Annotated in this window: 19 protein-coding genes; 8 read left to right on the top strand and 11 right to left on the bottom strand. The window is 66.8% G+C overall.

The window, feature by feature from the left end; translation table 11 throughout:
* Positions 1-2: 2 nt before the first annotated feature.
* From AC07PT_RS19185 to AC07PT_RS19170, 4 genes are all read right to left on the bottom strand, one after another.
* Positions 3-1421 carry a CmpA/NrtA family ABC transporter substrate-binding protein gene (locus tag AC07PT_RS19185; RefSeq protein WP_492349252.1) on the bottom strand — a complete coding sequence of 473 codons (1419 nt, stop codon included), beginning with the start codon at positions 1419-1421 and terminating at the stop codon, positions 3-5.
* A gap of 155 nt (positions 1422-1576) precedes the next feature.
* Positions 1577-2281, bottom strand: a complete 705-nt coding sequence (locus AC07PT_RS19180; protein WP_492349253.1) for a response regulator — start codon at positions 2279-2281, stop codon at positions 1577-1579.
* Positions 2278-3483 (bottom strand): sensor histidine kinase, encoded by a 1206-nt coding sequence (locus AC07PT_RS19175; protein ID WP_494657741.1) that lies wholly within the window; start codon positions 3481-3483, stop codon positions 2278-2280. The genes AC07PT_RS19180 and AC07PT_RS19175 overlap by 4 nt, the downstream gene beginning before the upstream one ends.
* Positions 3484-3544: 61 nt before the next feature.
* Entirely contained in the window at positions 3545-4012 is a 468-nt protein-coding gene (locus tag AC07PT_RS19170) for a nuclear transport factor 2 family protein (RefSeq protein ID WP_494657740.1), read from the bottom strand.
* A gap of 107 nt (positions 4013-4119) precedes the next feature.
* On the opposite strand from AC07PT_RS19170, the gene AC07PT_RS19165 reads away from it, so the two are divergent.
* Entirely contained in the window at positions 4120-4731 is a 612-nt protein-coding gene (locus AC07PT_RS19165) for a TetR/AcrR family transcriptional regulator (protein ID WP_494657739.1), read from the top strand.
* Positions 4732-4747: 16 nt separating this feature from the next.
* Here AC07PT_RS19165 and AC07PT_RS19160 read toward each other — a convergent pair whose 3' ends face one another.
* Both AC07PT_RS19160 and AC07PT_RS19155 read right to left on the bottom strand, forming a co-directional pair.
* Positions 4748-6067 (bottom strand): sulfatase family protein, encoded by a 1320-nt coding sequence (locus AC07PT_RS19160; protein ID WP_494657738.1) that lies wholly within the window; start codon positions 6065-6067, stop codon positions 4748-4750.
* On the bottom strand, positions 6064-7050 hold the full coding sequence (locus AC07PT_RS19155; RefSeq protein WP_494657737.1) for a Bug family tripartite tricarboxylate transporter substrate binding protein: 987 nt from the start codon (positions 7048-7050) through the stop codon (positions 6064-6066). The genes AC07PT_RS19160 and AC07PT_RS19155 overlap by 4 nt, the downstream gene beginning before the upstream one ends.
* A 219-nt stretch (positions 7051-7269) precedes the next feature.
* On the opposite strand from AC07PT_RS19155, the gene AC07PT_RS19150 reads away from it, so the two are divergent.
* From AC07PT_RS19150 to AC07PT_RS19120, 7 genes are all read left to right on the top strand, one after another.
* On the top strand, positions 7270-8229 hold the full coding sequence (locus tag AC07PT_RS19150; protein ID WP_494657736.1) for a GSU2403 family nucleotidyltransferase fold protein: 960 nt from the start codon (positions 7270-7272) through the stop codon (positions 8227-8229).
* Complete coding sequence (locus AC07PT_RS19145) at positions 8226-8753, top strand: MarR family winged helix-turn-helix transcriptional regulator (RefSeq protein WP_494657735.1); 528 nt, start codon at positions 8226-8228, stop codon at positions 8751-8753. Before AC07PT_RS19150 ends, AC07PT_RS19145 begins: the two co-directional genes overlap by 4 nt.
* 87 nt (positions 8754-8840) lie before the next feature.
* Positions 8841-10073 (top strand): CaiB/BaiF CoA transferase family protein, encoded by a 1233-nt coding sequence (locus AC07PT_RS19140; protein WP_494657734.1) that lies wholly within the window; start codon positions 8841-8843, stop codon positions 10071-10073.
* Positions 10074-10081: 8 nt separating this feature from the next.
* A complete protein-coding gene (locus AC07PT_RS19135; protein WP_494657795.1) occupies positions 10082-10990 on the top strand; it encodes a hydroxymethylglutaryl-CoA lyase in 909 nt (302 codons plus the stop codon).
* A gap of 124 nt (positions 10991-11114) precedes the next feature.
* Positions 11115-11507: a VOC family protein gene (locus AC07PT_RS19130; RefSeq protein ID WP_492349262.1), complete on the top strand. Its 393-nt coding sequence runs from the start codon at positions 11115-11117 to the stop codon at positions 11505-11507.
* A gap of 42 nt (positions 11508-11549) precedes the next feature.
* Positions 11550-12530 (top strand): Bug family tripartite tricarboxylate transporter substrate binding protein, encoded by a 981-nt coding sequence (locus AC07PT_RS19125; RefSeq protein ID WP_494657733.1) that lies wholly within the window; start codon positions 11550-11552, stop codon positions 12528-12530.
* Between the two features lie 82 nt (positions 12531-12612).
* The gene (locus AC07PT_RS19120) at positions 12613-13074 is read left to right on the top strand and encodes a GNAT family N-acetyltransferase (RefSeq protein ID WP_494657732.1); all 462 of its coding nucleotides are present in this window, start codon (positions 12613-12615) and stop codon (positions 13072-13074) included.
* A 22-nt stretch (positions 13075-13096) separates the two neighbouring features.
* On the opposite strand, the gene AC07PT_RS19115 is transcribed toward AC07PT_RS19120, so the two are convergent.
* The 5 genes from AC07PT_RS19115 to AC07PT_RS19095 form a co-directional block, all read right to left on the bottom strand.
* The gene (locus tag AC07PT_RS19115) at positions 13097-14422 is read right to left on the bottom strand and encodes a cadherin-like beta sandwich domain-containing protein (protein WP_494657731.1); all 1326 of its coding nucleotides are present in this window, start codon (positions 14420-14422) and stop codon (positions 13097-13099) included.
* A gap of 106 nt (positions 14423-14528) precedes the next feature.
* Positions 14529-14783 carry an acyl-CoA-binding protein gene (locus AC07PT_RS19110; protein ID WP_492349266.1) on the bottom strand — a complete coding sequence of 85 codons (255 nt, stop codon included), beginning with the start codon at positions 14781-14783 and terminating at the stop codon, positions 14529-14531.
* 123 nt (positions 14784-14906) lie between these two features.
* Positions 14907-16247 (bottom strand): glutamate carboxypeptidase, encoded by a 1341-nt coding sequence (locus AC07PT_RS19105; RefSeq protein ID WP_494657730.1) that lies wholly within the window; start codon positions 16245-16247, stop codon positions 14907-14909.
* Between the two features lie 40 nt (positions 16248-16287).
* Positions 16288-17382 (bottom strand): M14 family metallopeptidase, encoded by a 1095-nt coding sequence (locus AC07PT_RS19100; RefSeq protein ID WP_494657729.1) that lies wholly within the window; start codon positions 17380-17382, stop codon positions 16288-16290.
* A gap of 2 nt (positions 17383-17384) precedes the next feature.
* Positions 17385-18587: a M20 aminoacylase family protein gene (locus tag AC07PT_RS19095; RefSeq protein ID WP_494657728.1), complete on the bottom strand. Its 1203-nt coding sequence runs from the start codon at positions 18585-18587 to the stop codon at positions 17385-17387.

Genomic DNA, 18587 nt, shown 5'->3' with positions numbered 1-18587 from the left:
GCTCAGGTCCCCTTGCTGATGGCAAAGCTCTTGGCATAGGCCTCGGCCTTGGCCGCGTCGAACTCTTTGCCCATGATGTTGAACTTGGGGTAGGCGCCGCCTTCGGGCACCTTCTGATCCAGGGCCTTCATCTGCTTTTTGGCATCGGTCAGCAGGAACACCTTCTCGGCGATCTGCTTGTAGTTGACCGCCCCCTTGATGTAGCCCCAGCGCTGCATCTGGGTCAGCATCCAGACGGCCATGCTCTGCCAGGGCATGGGGTCGAAGTCGGCCCGGTCGGGCACGTTGCGGATGTTGCCCAGGCCGTCGGCAAATTTGCCGGTCAGCACCTGCTGCAGCACCACCTCGGGTTGGTTCAGGTAGGCCTGCGGGGCAATCACCTTGGCAATCAGTTCGCGGTTCTTGGGGTCGCGGGCCATGGCCGCCGAAGTCAGCACTGCACGGTACAGGGCGGCGAAGGTGTTCGGGTTCTTCTGGATGAACTCGGCACTGGTGCCGAAGGCACAGCAGGGGTGGCCGTTCCACAGGTCCTTGGTCAGCAGGTGGATGAAGCCGGCCTCTTCGTACACGGCGCGCTGGTTGAAGGGGTCGGGGCCCAGAAAGCCATCGATGTTGCCGGCCCGCAGGTTGGCCACCATCTCGGCCGGCGGCACCACGCGCAGCTGCACGTCCGTGTCGGGGTTGAGGCCGGCCTCGGCCAAGTAGTAGCGCAGCAGGAAGTTGTGCATGCTGAACTCGAAGGGAATGGCGAACTTGAAGCCCTTCCAGTTCTTCGGGTCGCGGTTGTCCTTGTGCTTCAGGGCCAGGGTGATGGCCTGGCCATTGATGTTCTGGATGGTGGCCACGTTCATGGGGGTGGCGTTCGAGCCCAGGCCCAGCGACATGGCCAGCGGCATCGGGCTGAGGAAGTGGGTGGCGTCGTATTCCTTGTTGATGATCTTGTCGCGGATCAGCGCCCAGCCCGCGGTCTTGGTGACCTCCACATTCAGACCCTGCTGTTTGTAGAAGCCCAGGGGGTGGGCCATGATCAGCGGGGTGGCGCAGGTGATCGGGATGAAGCCGATCTTCAGGTCTTTCTTTTCGAGGTTGGTGCCGCCCTTGCCGGCCTCCTGGGCCATGGCCTGCAGGCTGGCCACAGGCAGCACGCTGCTGATGGCGGCCATGGCCGTGCCCTTGCCCACCGCGCGCAGGAAGCGGCGCCGCAAGGCATCCTGCGGAAACAAGGCCTTGACCAGGGTGGCTTCGATGAACTCGTTGCTGTAGGCCTCGAACTCGCTGCTCAGGCTGCGCTGGCGCAGTGTGGCGGCGGCCGCTTCGGCAGTGACTTCTGCTTGATGGTCGGCCACCGTGTGCTCACGCCCGCAGCTGCACTTGAGCATCAGGGGGCGGTCGGCATCGTAGGGCGAAAAGAACTCGGACATGGCACACCTCGTTGATCAGGATGTGATGCGCTACGCAAAGCGCGGGCCAAGTTGCCGCCCAAGTGGCGCGTTGACGGGGATCCACTGCATTTCGTGCCCGGCATGTCGACACCCTGTAGGGCCAGCCCTACAAATCGATTGCAGCCGACGGCTTTTCAGGCTCCAGAAGCGCTGCGCGCCAGCAAGGCCAGCTCGACATCGTTGCGGGCCCCGGTCTTTTCGAGGATGCGGGCCCGGTAGGTGCTCACGGTGTTGGGCGCCAGCTTGAGCTGTGCACCAATTTCGCTCACCGAATGCCCGCTGGTGAGCAGGCGGAACACCTGGTGCTCGCGGTGTGACAGGGCATCGATGGCGGCCATGACCGCGGCCGGCGTGCTGGGCGCCAGGGTGGTGCGTGACAGGGCTCCGGCCAGGGCTTCGGCCGTGGCCTCGCTGAGGTAGCGGCCACCGGCGGCCACCTTGCGCACCGCGACCACCATGTCGTCGGGGTCAGCACTCTTGTTGAGGTAGCCGGCCGCCCCCAGCTTGATGCAGCGCACGGCGTACTGCTTTTCGGGGTAGGTGCTGAGCATCAGCACCGGCAAGGCGGGCCATTGGCGGCGCAATTGCTGCAGCACCTCCAGCCCGTCGAGCCCGGGCATGGCGATGTCCAGCAGCACCAGGTCCAGCCCGGCCGGGCCCTGCAGGGCCTCGATCTGGGTCAGGGCCTCGGGGCCGGTGGCGGCCTCGGCCAGCACCGTGATCTCGGGCTGACCATTGGCCGGATCGCCGAGCACCTGCTTGAGCCCCTGGCGCACGATCAGGTGGTCATCGGCCAGCAACAAGCGGATCGGGGCGGGGGCGGTCGCAGCCAGGTTCATGGCGTCTCCAGCGGAATCTGCAAGTGAAAACACGAGCCTTCGCCCGGTGCGCTCTGGATCAACAGCAGGCCGCCCAGGTGGCGCGCCCGCTCGCGCATGCCCATGACGCCGTAGGCAGTGGGTGACTCCAGGGCCTGCGGGCTGGCGCCCACGCCGTTGTCCTGCACGCGCAGGTGCAGTTGGGCATCGCGCTGCTCGATCAGGATGTCGATCGCGCTGGCATGGGCATGGCGGCCCACGTTGCTCAGCATCTCCTGGAAGATGCGGAACACCGCCATCGCGGCCGGCTCAGGCAGGCTCAGCGTTTCGGGCACGCTCATGCACCACTCCAGCGCCAGCTCGGCCGACTGGGCGAACTCGTGGGCCTGCCATTCCAGCGCCGCCCACAGGCCCTGGTGGTCCAGGATGCTGGGGCGCAGGTCGGTGATGATGCGACCCACGTTGTCGACGGCGTTCTCGATCAGGCGGCTCATGTTCTGGCATTTGCAGCGCATCTGGCCGCGCATGTCCTGCGCCGCCTCGGGCTCGCGGGCCGCCTGCTCACCCAGGCGCTTTTGCAGCCAGTTGACGTCCATCTTCAGGGCCACCAGCAGGCTGCCCAGTTCGTCGTGCACCTCGCGGGCGATTCGGGTGCGCTCGTCCTCCCGCACGCGCTCGGAGTAGGCCGAGAGTTCGCGCAGGCGCACCAGGGCCTCGCTGAGCGCCAGGGTGCGCTGTTGCACGCGCTGCTCCAGCACATCGTTGCTGCGCTGCAGGGCGTCGTGGGCACGCTGCAAGGCCTGGGCCGCACGGCGCCGCTCGGTGATGTCGACAAAGGTGATGACCGCACCGCGCACCTCGGTCCCGTCAAGGATGGGCTGGCTGGAGTACTCGACCGGGAAACTGCTGCCGTCGCGTCGCCAGAACACCTCGGAGTCGATGCGGCAGGGCAAGCCCTGGCGGAAGGCGTTGAAGATCGGGCAGTCGCGGTCCGGGTAGGGCCGGCCATCGGCATGGCTGTGGTGGGTCAGCGCATGCATGTTGCGCCCCAGCAGTTCGGCGGGCTCGTAGCCGATCAGGCTGGCCCCGGGCCGGTTGATGAAGACACAATCGCCCTGCAGGTCAATGCCGAACATGCCCTCGTCGGTCGAATCGAGCAGCAGGCTCAGGCGCTGCTGCCACAAGGCATCGGTACCGGGGGGGATGTTGAAGCGGGCGACCATGCCCCGGCATCAAGCAACGCCTGTGCCAGTTTGGTGCATGGCCGCTTGACCTCTTGCCTGCTCAGAGGCCCAGCTCGCTCAGGCCCGGGTGATCGTCAGGCCGGCGGCCCAGTGGCCAGTGGAACAGGCGTTGGTCCGCCCGGATCGGCATGTCGTTGATGCTGGCAAAGCGCCGCTGCATCAGGCCCTGGGGGTTGAACTCCCAGTTTTCATTGCCGTAGCTGCGGTACCACTGGCCGGAATCGTCATGCCACTCGTAGGCAAAGCGCACGGCTAGGCGCTCGCCGGTGAACGCCCACAGCTCCTTGATCAGGCGGTAGTCCAACTCGCGAGCCCACTTGCGCTCCAGGAGCTGGCGGGCCTGCTCACGCCCGACCGGAAACTCGGCCCGGTTGCGCCACACCGTGTCCTCGGTGTAGACCTGGGCCACGCGGGCCGGGTCGCGGGAGTTCCAGGCATCTTCGGCCAGGCGGACTTTTTGCACCGCCGTCTCGGCGGTGAAGGGGGGCAGCGGGGGCTTGGTTTCCATGAAAGGGCTCCGTCAAAGGAAGGTTGGGGCAGAAAATCCTGCATGTAGACAGATCTGTCTACCCGCAACTCTAATCCATGTAGACAGACCTGTCTACAATCATCGACATGACAGAAGATTCTTTTTCAGCGCCCTTCGTGCTCGACCCCAGCTTGCCGGCCCGCGAGCGCATTCTGCTGGCCGCCCATGAGCTGTTCTACCGCGACGGCCTGCGCGCCACCGGGGTGGACCGGGTGATTGCGGCGGCGGGGGTCACCAAGGTCACGTTCTACCGGCACTTTCCGGCCAAGGACGAACTGATCCGCGCCTTTCTGGCCTATCGCCACGAACGCTGGATGGGCTGGTTCCAGGCCGCCCTGGCGAGACACCGGGAGGCTCAGAGCCCGGCAGAACGCCTTCGCCACCCCCTGCACCCCCTGGCAGCGGCCCTGGGCGAATGGCTGCGCGAGCCAGGCTTCCGGGGTTGTGCCTTCATCAATGCGGTGGCGGAACTGGGTGGGGGGCTGGGCGATGCGCTGGCCATCTCGGCCGCCCACAAGCAGGACATGGTGGGCGCGATAGAAACCTTGCTGGTCGGGCGCCCCGACGCCCACGCCCTGGCCGAGGCGGCCGGCCTGGCGGCGGATGGGGCCATCGTGCGCGCCCAGACCGGCGGTGTGGCCGTGGAACAGGCGCTGGCGGGGCTGGAGCGCTTGCTGACAGCCCTCACCCCAAGCTGAAGCGCAGGCCGGTCGCTCAGCGCTGGGGCATGTCCTTGGCGCCGTAACCCAGGCTGACCGTGGCGTCGTCGGGGATGGGGGGCATGGTGGCCTCCCAGGCCGTCCAGGCGGCACGCAGTTCGGCCAGGCGTTCGGGCTGGCGGCTGGCATGGTTGGCGCGTTCGCGCTCATCGGCCGGGATGTTGAACAGGTAGTCGTGCCCATCCACGCGCAGGTACTTCCAGTCGCCCAGGCGGGCGGCCCGCTGGCCGCGGTGGTTCATGCGCCAGAACATGGGCCGCTCGAAGGCCGGGGCCTCATCGCGCAACACGGGCAACAGAGAAACCCCATCGAGCGGGTAATCCGGGTGCGCCGCCACGCCAGCCGCAGCCAGCATGGTGGCCGACCAGTCCATGGTCAGGCAATGCTGGTCGCTGACGCGCCCCGGGGCGATGGCTGCGGGCCAGTGGGCGATCCAGGGCACACGGATGCCACCCTCGGTGAGGTCCATCTTGCCGCCCACCAAGGGCCAGTTGTCCGAGAAGCGCTCGCCGCCGTTGTCGCTGGTGAAGACCACCAGGGTGTTGTCCGCCAACCCCTGCGCGCGCAGCGCGGCCATCACGCGGCCGATGCCCTCGTCCATGTGGTGGATCATGCGGCGGTAGGTATGGATGTTGCCGCCATGCAGGTGGAACAGGTTGTCCTTGACCTCTTGCGCCAGGGCCTCGTCGTCGCGGGTCTCCCAGGGCCAGTGCGGCGCCGTGTAATGCAGGCTCAGGAAAAACGGCTGACCGGCCTGGGCTGCCGGGGCCATGCGGTTCACCCAGTCCACCGCCCGGTCAGACAGCAGATCGGTCAGGTAACCCTCTTGCTGGTGCTCCTCTTCGCCGAACCACAGATCGTGGGTGCCGCGCGAATCGCAGTGGGTGAAATAGTCGACGCCGCCCGACATGGGCCCGAAGAACTCGTCGTAACCCGAACGCAAAGGGCCGAATGCGGGTGGATAGCCCAGATGCCACTTGCCGATCAGCGCGGTGTTGTAGCCGCTGGCCTTGAGCAGAGAGGGCAGCGTGGGGTGCTCGGTGGGCAGGCCCAGGGTGGTGCTGCCGCGGCTCTTGCTGTTGATGGGCTCTTCGGCGGCGCCGCGCAGCCGGTACTGGTAGCGCGCCGTGATCATGGCAAAGCGCGTGGGCGAGCACACCGGCGAGTTCGAGTAGCCCTGGGTGAAGCGCAGGCCCTGCTCGGCCAGGCTGTCGAGCACCGGCGAGACGGGCTCACGGCCGCCATAGCAGCCGAGGTCGGCGTAGCCGAGGTCGTCGGCCACGATGAAGATGATGTTGGTGCGTTGGGAGCTCATTCGACGGTCATTCCGGTGGATTGGATGATGCGGGCATAGCGCGCCGACTGGCGCATCAGGCGATCGCGCAAGGCGTCACCGCTGTCTTTCTCGGCTTGCAGATCCAGCTGTTGCATGCGGGCTTTCGTCTCGGGGCGGCCCATGGCCTCGACCCAGCCCGCCTGCAGCGCCTGCAAGGCATCTGCCGGCGTGGCGGCCGGCACCAGGGTCAGGTAAAGCACCTCCTGCTCCAGGCCCGGCAAGCCGAGCTCGGCCACAGTGGGCACCTCGGGGGCAAGGGCAGAGCGTTGGCGACTGGTGACGGCCAGCGGTGTGATTTTGCCCGCTTTCACATAAGGCAGCATGCCTGGAGTGGCCAGCACGCCCGCATCCACCTCGCCGGCAAGCACAGCAGTCACCGCAGGCGAATTGCCCTTGTAGGGGATGTGCTGGATCTTCATGCCGGTGGCTTCGCTCATCACCGAAACCGCCAAGTGCCCCGGGCTACCGCTGCCGCCCGAGCTGAAGTTGAGCGTGCGCTTCTTTCCCTGCGCCACCAGTTCGGCCAGGCTCTTGATGCCGGTGCCCGGGTGCACCCCGATCAACAGGCCCGATGAGGCCAGGGTGAGCAAGGGCTTGAAATCAGCCAGTTTGACCGGCATGGACTTGTAGATGTGCGGGTTGACGGTGAACAGGCTGTCAATGCAAACCAGCACCGTGTGCCCATCAGCAGGGCTTTTGGCCACCACGTCGGCGCCCAGATTGCCGCCCGCCCCAGGCCGGTTGTCCACGATCACGGGCTGGCCAAAGCGCTGCTGCAGCACATCTGCCGCACCCCGCGCCAGGATGTCGGAAGGACCACCTGCCGGAAAGTTGTTGACCAGTTTGATGGCACGGTTTGGAAAAGCTTGCGCTTGGGCGCCTCCCCAGGCCAGCCCGCTCAGGGCCAGATACTGGCGGCGATTCAGAACGGATCGAGACAAGGTGCAAGGTGAGGGCGACATGACAGAACTGGGCTGGAACAACTTCACGGGGTGTGAAACCACATGCAGAGACTGTAGGGTGCAGCCCATCAGTTGTTGAAATCAATCCATGCCCCGGAAAACCCTGAGGTCCATAAATCCAGCGTCACGCCGCTCTCGAAGACCTCTTTCAAAAACAATTAAGCTATTGATTTATATAAGATTTCGGTATATTTTCAAATTTTCTGATTTTTAACCGAAATGCGCGAACTCAATGCTTCTCAGGCACGCCAGTACATCGACGCGCTGGCCGTTTTCGAGGCGCATGAAGAAGCACGGTCACAAGCAGACCAGTTGCGCGGCGGGATGTACTGGCACAAAGGCCCAGCCAGGGCGCCCGAGTCGAGCTATCTGGTTCGCACGCAGACCGGCGGAGGCGAGAAAAGCCTGGGTCCACGCAATGCAGAGACGGAGCAGATCTATCGGCAGTTTCAGGACCGAAAGGCGGCATCCACCGCGCGCCTGAGCGCCCTGAAGACCAAGTTGACCGAACAGCAACGGCTAAACCGGGCCTTGCGTGTGGGGCGGGTAGACCCCCTGGTGGTGGCGGTGCTGGACCGACTGGCCCACACCCATTTGCACGACTTTTTCAGGGTGGTGGGTACCCATGCGCTGTATGCCTATGAAGCCGCGGCGGGTGTGATGGTGGACAGCGACGCCGTGGCCACGCGCGACATCGATTTGCTGTGGGATGTGCGGCGACGCCTGCGGTTTGCCACCGCCCTGGCCCGGGTAGACAGCTCCATGCTGGGCGTGCTGCAAAAGGTGGACCCCAGCTTCCAAATCCGGAGCCTGCAGCGCTACACCGCCGTGAACCAAGATGGCTTCGAGGTGGACATCCTGCGTCGCATGCAGGCCGGAGACGACCCCCACCCACTGCGATTGAGCGACGACGAGGACGATTTCTGGGTCACACAGGCTCGACGCGCTCAGGTGCTGATGGACAGCCCGCCTTTTTCAGCCGTCATCGTGGCCAGCAACGGGCGGATGGCCCGCATGAACACCATGCACCCGGCCACCTTCATCCAGTTCAAGCGCTGGATGAGCGAACTGCCCGAACGAGACCCCCTCAAACGCCGCCGGGATGCCTTGCAGGCCACCGTGACAGCCACACTGCTGCAGCACTACCTGCCCCACCTCGCTACGCTGAACGCACCATGATCCATCCCCCCTCCCGCCTGCGCCAGCCCCAGGCCATCGACGACATGTTGCTGTTTCGCCTGAGCCGCTTGTTGGCGGTCGGGGGCGCGGCGGTGGTGCGACTGTGCGAAGGGCGCTATGGCATCACCCGGCGCGAATGGTCGGTCTTGTCGCTGCTGTGGCAGCAGCAGGGCCTGGGCCCGTCCGAACTGGCGGACCGGGTACAACTCGACCGGGCGCGCACCTCCAAGGCGCTGGGGCAGTTGCTGGGCAAGCAACTGGTGCGGCGCGAGCCCCGCCCCGGCGACCACCGCCGCGCCCTGCTCTGGCTGACGCCTGCAGGCGAGGCCCTGGTGACGGAACTGATGCCCCAGGTGCGCCTGCTCAACACCCAGTTGCTGCAGGTGCTGAGCACGCCCGAGGTCGATGCCCTGGATCAGGCCTTGGCCCGCCTGCAGCAGCAAGCCCTGGCGCTGAACCAGGCCCAGGAACCCGACAGCCCCAAGGCCGCCCGGCACCTGGGCCGGCGACGTCCCCCGGGCTGACGCCCACCCCTGACTTCGCAAAATGCGAACAGGGCTTGCGGCAACAGAAATGGACAGGCGGGCGCGGACAGCGGCAAACTGCCCGCCATGACAAGCCCCTCTGAATTCCTCCCGGCCACCGGCCCGCTCGCCGGCTTGAAGGTGCTGGAGCTGGGCCAGTTGATCGCCGGCCCGTTTGCGGCCAAGACACTGGCCGACTTCGGCGCCGACGTGGTGAAGATCGAACCCCTGGGCAGCGGCGATCCGCTGCGCAAATGGCGTCTGCTCAAGGACGGCACCTCGGTGTGGTGGCAGGTGCAGTCGCGCAACAAGCGCTCGCTGGCCCTTGATCTGAAAGCGGCCGAGGCCCAGGCCATCGTGCGCCAACTGGCCACCGAGGCCGATGTGCTGATCGAGAACTTCCGCCCCGGCGCCATGGAAGGCTGGGGCCTGGGGCCGGACGAGTTGCTGGCCTTGAACCCGCGTCTGGTGATGCTGCGCATCAGCGGCTACGGCCAGACCGGCCCCTACCGTGACAAGCCCGGCTTCGGCGTGGTGGCCGAGGCCATGAGCGGGCTGCGCCACCTCACCGCCGAACCCGGCCGCGTGCCGGTGCGCGTGGGGGTGTCGATCGGCGACACGCTGGCCTCGCTGCATGGCGTGATCGGCATCCTGATGGCCTTGCAGGAACGCCACCGCAGCGGACAGGGCCAGGTGATCGACGTGGCCCTGTATGAGGCGGTGTTCAACTGCATGGAAAGCCTGCTGCCCGAGTACAGCGCCTTTGGTGCGGTGCGGGGCCCGGCCGGCAGCGCCCTGCCGGGCATCGCCCCCAGCAATGCCTACCGTTGCGCCGACGGGGGCTACGCCCTGATCGCGGGCAATGGCGACAGCATCTTCAAGCGCCTGATGCACGAGATGGGGCGTGACGACCTGGGCCAGGACGCGGCCCTGGGCGACAACGCCGGCCGAGTGGCCCGGGTGGCCGAGATCGACGCGGCCATCGGCACCTGGACGGCGAAGCTGACGGTGGACGAGGTGCTGGCCGCACTCGACCGGGCCTCGGTGCCGGCGGGCCGCATCTACACGGTGGCCGACATCGCCGCCGACCCGCATTACCAGGCCCGCGGCATAATCGAACAGGTGCAGATGGACGACGGCAGCACACTGGCCGTGCCCGGCATCATCCCCAAACTGTCGCGCACCCCCGGCGGACACCGCCGCAACGCACCGCTGGGCATCGGGCAGGACACCGACGCCGTGCTGCGCGACATCGGCCTGAGCGCCGATCAGATCCAGGCCCTGAAAGACCGGGGCATCGTCGCCGGAGAACCCACATGACACGCCCCATGACACGCATCCACTTCAACGAGGTCGCCACGCGCGACGGCTTCCAGATCGAGCCCGAATTCATCCCCACCGACACCAAGGTGGCCCTGGTGGACGCGCTCAGCGAGTGCGGCTACGCCAAGATCGAGGTGACCTCGTTCACCTCGCCCAAGGCGATCCCGATGCTGCGCGACGCCGAAGAGGTGATGGGCCGCATCCGCCGTGTGCCAGGGGTGGAGTACACCGTGCTGGTGCCCAACTTGCGCGGGGCCGAACGTGCCCTGGAATCGCGGGCCGACGAGCTGAACCTGGTGATGTCGACCTCGGAGACGCACAACCTGGCCAACCTGCGCATGCCGCGCGAGCACAGCCTGGCCGCGCTGACCGAGGTGGTGTGGCGGGTGGACGGGCGCACGCCGATCAATGTCTCGTTGTCGACCTGCTTCGGCTGCCCCATGGAGGGCGAGGTGCCGCTGGCCGAGGTGCTGCGTTTTGCCGACCGCTTTGCCGAGCTGGGGGTGCGGGGCCTGACGATCTGCGACACCACCGGCATGGCCCAACCGGCCCAGGTGAAGGCGGTGTGCGAGGCCCTGCAGGCGCGCTTTGCGGATCTGCAGCTGACGCTTCACTTTCACAACACCCGCGGCATGGGCCTGGCCAATGTGCTGGCCGCCGTGCAAAGCGGCATCACCCGCTTTGATGGCTCGCTGGGCGGCCTGGGCGGCTGCCCCTATGCCCCGGGTGCCAGCGGCAACATCAGCAGCGAAGACGCCATCCACATGCTGGACGCCATGGGCTACGACACCGGCATCGACCTGCCACGCCTGCTGGCCGTGGCGCGCCAGATGCCCACCATCGTGGGCCACGAGGTGCCGGGCCAGGTGGCCAAGGCCGGCCGCATCACCGACCTGCACCCTGCCCCGATATGAGTGGCCCCCACGCTCCCTCACTTCGTGTGGTCGCTGCCCCCCGAGGGGGCCCCTGCCGCCTTGGGGCGGCCCGGCGGCGGCAGACGCACCAACTTGACTTCAACCTGTGACTGAAGAGGACAGCATGATCGACCACCTGGACCACCTGGTACTGACCACCCACGACGAGGCCGCCTGCGTCGACTTCTACACCAGGGTGCTGGGCATGCAACTGGAGAGCTTCATCGGCGGCACCCCACCGGTCGAACGCAAGGCCTTCAAGTTTGGCCTGCAGAAGATCAACCTGCATGTGCGGGGCCGCGAATTCGAGCCAAAGGCCCACCTGCCGGTGCCCGGGGCGCTGGACCTGTGTTTCATCGCCACCATGCCGCTGAGCCAGGTGATCGAGCGGCTGGAAGCTGCCCGCTGGCCCATCATCGAAGGCCCGGTGATGCGCACCGGTGCCACGCAGAAGATCCGCTCGGTCTATGTGCGCGACCCGGACCTGAACCTGATCGAGATTTCCGAACTGGCCTGAAGAGCCAGGCCTCGACCCCCCAATTACAACGGAGACAACACCATGCAACGACGTCAGCTTCTGGGGCAGCTCGCCTCACTCGCGGCTGTATCGGGCTTGGGCCGAGAGGCCTGGGCCCAGGGCAAATTCCCGCAACGCCCCATCACCCTGGTGGTGCCCACCGCCCCCGGCGGCACCACCGACTTCACGGCGAGGCTGATCACCGAACCCCTGGGTCGGGCGCTGGGCCAACCCGTGATCGTGGACAACAAGCCCGGCGCCTCGGGCAACATCGGCAACCAGATCGTGGCACGGGCCAAACCCGATGGTTACACCCTGCTGGTGTCGTACAGCGGCTACCACGTGGGCAACCCCCACCTGTTCAAGCAGGCGGGCTGGGACCCGATCAAGGATTTCACCCCCGTGGCGATGATGACCCGCGCACCCCAGGTGATCGCCATCAACCCCAAGCTGCCGGTGAACAACCTCAAGGAACTGATCGCCTACGCCAAGGCCAACCCGGGCAAGCTGAACTTTGCGTCCTCGGGCAACGGCTCGATCCAGCACATTGCGGGCGAGTTGTTCAAGCAGCTCACCGGCACCTTCATCACCCACATTCCCTACCGGGGCTCGGGCCCCGCGGTACAAGACCTGATGGCCGGCCAGGTGGACATCTTCATCACCACCCCCGCCGGCGTGGTGAGCCAGATCCAGGGGGGCCGCCTGAAGGGTGTGGGCGTGACCAGCAAGAAGCGCCTGAGCTCGCTGCCCGATGTGCCCACCACCATCGAGGGCGGGCTGCCGGGCTATGAGCTGGACTCCTGGTTTGCGCTGTACGCCCCCGCCAACACGCCGTCCGACGTGGTGCAGACCTTGAACACCGAGATCAACCGCATCCTGGCCAGCGGCGACACCCGCAAGAAGGCCGAAGAATCCGGCACCGATGTCGAACAGATGAGCCCCCGTCAATTGGCCGAGTTCACCCAATCCGAACTCAAGCGCTGGGGCCAGATCATCCAGACCGCCCACATCACGCTCGAATGAGCCCGCCCCGGCCCCCTGCCGGGCCATGGCTTAAAGTCCAGGCCAGTGGCCCGCCCCGGGCCGCCCCAGCCGGAGCACCTCCATGGTTTTCGAGATCCGTCAGGACGACCTCAGCGGCCCCGAGATCCAGGCCTTGCTGCGCGAGCACCTGGCCGGCATGCAGGCCGACACCCCACCCGAGAGCGTGCACGCGCTGCCGCTGGCGGCGCTGCGCCAACCCGGCATCACGCTGTGGTCGGTCTGGCGCGGTGACCGCCTGTGCGGTTGCGGCGCGCTCAAGACGCTGGATGCCCGGCATGGCGAGCTCAAGTCGATGCGCACCCACGGCGCGTTCTTGCGCCAGGGCGTGGGTCAGGCCGTACTCGACCACATCCTGGCGCAGGGTCGGGCACGTGGCCTGCTGCGCCTGAGCCTGGAGACCGGCACCGCACCCTCGTTCGCGCCGGCCCATGCGCTGTACCGGCGCAACGGCTTTCTGCCCTGCGGGCCATTTGCAGACTACCGCTCCGACCCGCACAGCCTGTTCATGAGCCGGCACCTGTGAGGTACGGGTGCCAAAGCGGCGCTCAGGCGATGGTGATCGTCATGTTGGCGCTGTAGCCAGCACTGATGTCACCGCTCAACGTGAGCATCTCGGTGCTGGTGCCGTCACTGAACACGTTGTCGGCCGAGAAACTGGTGATCGACGTGTTCTGCCCCTTGGTGTAGAGCGCGCTGTTGTACACCGCCGTGGTGATGGTCTGCGGAAAGGCCAACTGGGTGGTGGCCGTGGCCGAAACCGCCAGGTTGTCGTTGAGGTACACCTGCACGTGGATGTGGGTGATGCGGCCCGCATACCAACCGGGGTAGATCGTGGTGAAAGTAACCTGTCCGTTGCTGTCGGTCACCTGGATGCCGCGCAGATAGGTCAGGCCACTCTGACCTGCGTTGGTGCTGGTGCTGTAGCCCGAATACAGCCCATCCTTGTCGCAATGCCAGATGTAGATGCCCGCACCGCTGATGGGTGCACAGCTGCTGCCTGCGCTCAACACCGTGAGGGTGAGCGTCAACGGGATGCCGGTCTTGCTTTCGCGGATGTCGCTGCGCGCGATGGCCGAATTGGTCAGGATGGCGTACAGCGGGTAAGGACCATCGGTTTCGGTAGCGGTCAGCGTGCAACTGCCGGCCGCCGAGCGGGTGACCGTCACGGTGTAGGTCTGGGTGCTGACGCCATCGGCCGCCGTCACCAGCACCGTGATGGTATTGCTGCCCACCGAGAGTGCCACGCTGCTGGAGGCCGCGCCACTGCTGGTCGTGCTGCCGTTGACCTTGAGCGTGCCCGCCCCCGCCAGCGTGGCGCTGACCGTGAGGCTGCTCACGCTGTTGGCCACGGTGGCCGTGTACGCCGTGGTGGCACTGGCAAAGGCAGGCGACAGGCTGCCCGCAGACAGGGTGAGCGCGCTGAGCGTCGCATCGGACGACAAAGTGGCCGCCGCACGGGTCACCACCACCGTGTAGGTCTTGGTGGTGCTGCCATCGCTGGCGGTGACCACCACCGTCACGGTGTTGGTGCCCACGCTGAGACTGATCGCGGCCGAAGCGCTGCCGCTGGCCACCGTGCTGCCGTTGACCTGAACGGTGGCGCCGCTGTCGGTGGCCGTAGGGCTGACGGTGAAGCTGCTGACCGCGTTGCCAACGCTGGCGGCGTACACCGCGGTGGCACTGGCAAAGGCCGGTGACAGGCTACCGGCGGACAGGCTCAGGCCGGCCAGCGCGGCCACCGAGGAGGTGGTGCTGCTCGTGCTGCTGCCTCCGCCGCCACAGGAACTCAAGGCCAGGGCACCGAGTGTGCCCACCAGGGCAAAGGCGTGGCGACGGCCCAAGGGGTTGGAATGGGACGAATGAAGGGACATGGGCACCTCGGAAGAGAACGGCTGAGGCATTGTGTCCCGCCCCTGCGACCGGAGTACCCCGCGAATGTCACCACTTGGTGAAGCAGCTCCCTGGGCTGGGTACCGCTCAGCTCAGCGACTGGATCAGGTCGATGTAGAGCTGCTTGGCCTCGTCCTGGGTTTTGCCCTTGAGCTTTTCCCAGGCGTCCCACTTGAAGCGGCCCACCTGATCGGTGAAGCCGGGCTTCTTCTCGGTGTTGTCCCCCTGGGTGGCCTGCTTGTACAGGGCGTAGATCTTCAGCAAGGTGGGATTGTCAGGGCGCTCGCTGAGGTTCTTGGAGTTGGCCACAGCGGCTTCAAACAAGGTGTTCAGGTCGGACATGTCTCGGATTTCCTGGTTAAGGGGGTCTTCATGGGCTTGGCCCGGTCAGCACCCATCTTAAGCGGCGCACGCCCACGCCGACGGGCTGGACAGCCCATCCGCGTCCACAGTGTCGCCAACTGTTCAATCTGCGCCCGCCACCCGGCCTGCGGCAAAGTCGGCGATCAGGCGCAGCCCCAGGTAAAGCCGCGGCTGGATGGAGTCGAGCAGCACGTATTCGGCCTTGTCGGAGTGCGCGCCAAAGCCCTGCAAGCCCAGGCGTTCCAACACGGGCGCCCGGGTGTCGAGTGCGGCAAAAGCGGCATCGGTGCCGCCGCCCTCCGGTCGGTCGTCGATCTGCAAGGCATGGCCAATCTCGCGGTAAAGCTGCTGGGCATGGGCCCCCACGCGGCGCGCGGCATCGGTGGGCTCCAGGGGCGGACGACGGTTCTCCAGCGTGACGCTGACCTCCGAGCCCGGCAACAGGCGGCGCTGGGTGCGCAACTGCAACTCTTTGTCCAGGGCCTGCAAATCACCCACGCGCAGCAGGCGCACATCGGCCTGGGCACTGGCCTCGGGCGGGATCATGTTGCGCACTACGCCGGCCTTGGCGATCGTCCAGTTGACCTTCAGGCCACGCTCGGGCACCGACAGATCCCGCAATTGCAGCAGCTGGTGCGACAGCTCATACAGCGCGTTGACGCCCGCCTCAGGGGCGCCGCCCGCGTGCGAGGCCCGCCCCACCACTTTGAGCGAGGCCATGGCAATGCCGCTGGTGGCCAGCGACAGTTTGTCGCCTCCGACACGGGTGGCTTCGTACGAGAGCACCAGATCGTGCTCGCGCCCCAGGCGCGCCAGGGTCTTGCGCGAGGCGGGCGAGCTGATCTCCTCGTCGCCGTTGATGAGCACGGTCAACTGGCCGTAATCGTTCACGCCCAGGCGCTTGAGCAGGGCCACGGTGTGCAACACGGTGGCCACGCCCTGCTTGTCGTCGGCAATGCCCAGGCCATAGGCGCGGTTGCCTTCCACACGGTACGGTTGCTGGGCCAGCATGCCCCGGGGATAGACCGTGTCCATGTGGGCAATCAGCAGGATGCGGCGCTGCCCGGCCCCCTTGAACACCGCATGCACCATTCGGCCTGGCCGGGGGGGCGTGTCCTCCATGCGGTACAGGTCGGCCGGTGCGGCGTCGATGAAGTTCACCTCGCCCCCCAGTTCGCGCAAGCGGCCGGCGATCAGCTCGGAGATCTGGTCCAGGCCTTCGCGGTCGCTGCTGCCGCTTTCGATACCGACCAAGGCGCGCAAGGTCTCCAGCAGGGCGGGCTGCTCCTGGCCGGCAGCCGCCCACAGCGGGGCCTGGGCGGCAGGTGGCATCGCGGTATCGGCTTGCGCCGAAGGGCTCAGCCATTGGGCGGCCAGCAGGCTCAGGGCCAGCAAGGCTGCCCGGCGGGTGGCATGAAGGCCACCAGGGTTCATCAGGTTCATGGCGGATCAGGGCGGTGAAGGTGAAAGGCGGGCGCTCGGCTCAGGCCAGACCATCGACAGCCTGGAACAAGGCCTGGCGGGCCTGGCTGATGATCTGGCCTTTCCAGGCGTCGGTGTCGGTGTAGAAGGCTGCCAGCACCTGCTGGCGGATGGCCTCGGCCAGGGGCGCCGGGGCCTCGGGGTGCCCGTTCAGCCAATGCTCGGCACGCAGGGCGTGCAGCACCTGCAACACCGGTTGGGTGCCGTACTCCAGGGCGATGCCGGTGATCTCGGCCTGCGGGCATTCCTGGTAGGCACTCTCCCACATCAGGCCGGTGAGCAAGGGCGAGCTGGAGGAGCCGTCGTAGATCGAGGTGACCGGCGTGGCGCCGGCGCCGCCCCACCAGGCGCGGGCCCGGGCCACGGCGGCCGGGTCGTTGCGGCCGGCAAAGATGCGCTCGCCCACGCCGCTGGGCCCCAGGCCGGTGTGCAAGTCGATCCAGCCCAGGCGGCCAGCCTGACGGCCGTGCTGGCGCAGCACGTTGCGCAGGGTCTGGTGGCTCCAGGTGGGGGCCTGGCCGCCGAAGAACAGGCCCTGGGGAAACTCGTGCTGACCTCGCGCCACCGCGGCCTGGAAGGCGGCCTCGCCGCGCCGGGCCATGAAGTCGGCAATGGCCGCCTGATTGGCGGCATCGGGTGGCCACACCTCGGGCAGCAGCAAGGGGGCCAGTTCGCGGTAGGCCTCGTTGAGCGGCAGAGGCTGGCTGAAGTCTTGAAAATTGCGGTTCAGGTCGACGTTTTCATGCGTGACCCGACGCAGGTGCGAAAAACCGTAGGGGTTGAGTGCGTGCACATACAGCACGGCCACGCCGGCCGCGTGGGCCCGCTCACGCCATTCGGCATCGTGCAATGCGAACACCTGGACACCTGAGCCACAAAAGCCTTCCAGCCCGTGGCAGCCGCTGCTGACGATCAACAGGGCCTGGGCGTCCGCCGGGCCGTCACGCACCACGTCCATGGCCAGGGCTTCGCCATCGCGGCCCGGCAAGGGGTGAGGGTGTGACTCGATCGGCAGGCCGGCCTGGGCCGCAGCCTCCAGAAACCGCACGCGCGCCTCGGCGTAACGGCTGGCAAAGGCCTGGGGCACCGCCAGCATGGTCAAACCCCTTCAGGCTGCTGGGCAAACCACTTCTGGACCAGCCGCACCCACAGCGAGCCACCCAAGGGGATCAGGTCGTCATTGAAATCGTAGCTGGGGTTGTGCAGCATGCAGGGGCCGCCACCATGGCCCATCTCACGGTGCGTGCCGTCGCCGTTGGCAATGAAGAAGTAGGCGCCTGGCTTGGCCTGCAGCATGTAGGCGAAATCTTCCGCCCCCATGGTGGGCTCTTGCGGCAACACCTTGTCGGCACCGACCAGGTCGACCATGACGCTGCGGGCGAACTCGGCCTCGGCGGGATGGTTGATGGTGGGCGGGTAGTTGCGCACGAATTCGAAATGGCACTCGGCCCCGAAGGCCGCCGCCACGCCCTGCGAGATCTCGGACATGCGGCGCTCGATGAGATCCAGCACCTCGGTGGTGAAGGTGCGCACCGTGCCCTGCATCTCGCAGCTGTCGGGCACCACATTGGTGGCCTCACCCGCGTGGAGCATGGTGACCGAGATCACGCCCGCGTCGACCGGCTTCTTGTTGCGGGTGATGATGGTCTGGAAGCCCTGCACCATCTGGCAGGCAATCGGCACCGGGTCGATGCCGGTGTGCGGCAGCGCGGCATGGCCACCCTTGCCTCGCACGGTGATCTTGAATTCGCTGGTCGAGGCCATCACCGGGCCGGGACTGACCGCCATGGTGCCCACCGGCATGCCGGGCCAGTTGTGCATGCCGAACACGGCCTGCATGGGAAACTGCTCGAACAGGCCGTCGTTGACCATCTCGCGGGCGCCGCCACCGCCCTCTTCGGCCGGCTGGAAGATCAGGTAGACCGTGCCATCGAAATCACGGTGGCGGGCCAGGTGCTGGGCCGCCGCCAGCAGCATGGCCACGTGGCCATCGTGACCGCAGGCGTGCATCTTGCCGGCGTGCCGGCTGGCATGGGCAAAGGTGTTGAACTCCTGCATGGGCAGCGCGTCCATGTCGGCCCGAAGGCCGATGGCGCGCGGGCTGTCACCGCCCTTGACGATGCCGACGACACCGGTCTTGCCCAGGCCGCGGTGCACCGGGATGCCCCATTCGGTGAGCTTGGCCGCGATCAGGTCGGCGGTGCGCAGCTCTTCAAAACACAACTCGGGGTGAGCATGGATGTCGCGGCGCACAGCCGCGATGCCGGCCGCCTGGGCCACGATGGAATCAAGGATTTGCAT

Source organism: Curvibacter sp. GW821-FHT09D12 (genome assembly GCF_059416245.1).
Note: the sequence above shows the minus strand (reverse complement) of the source record. Positions and strands in the feature narration are given on the sequence as shown.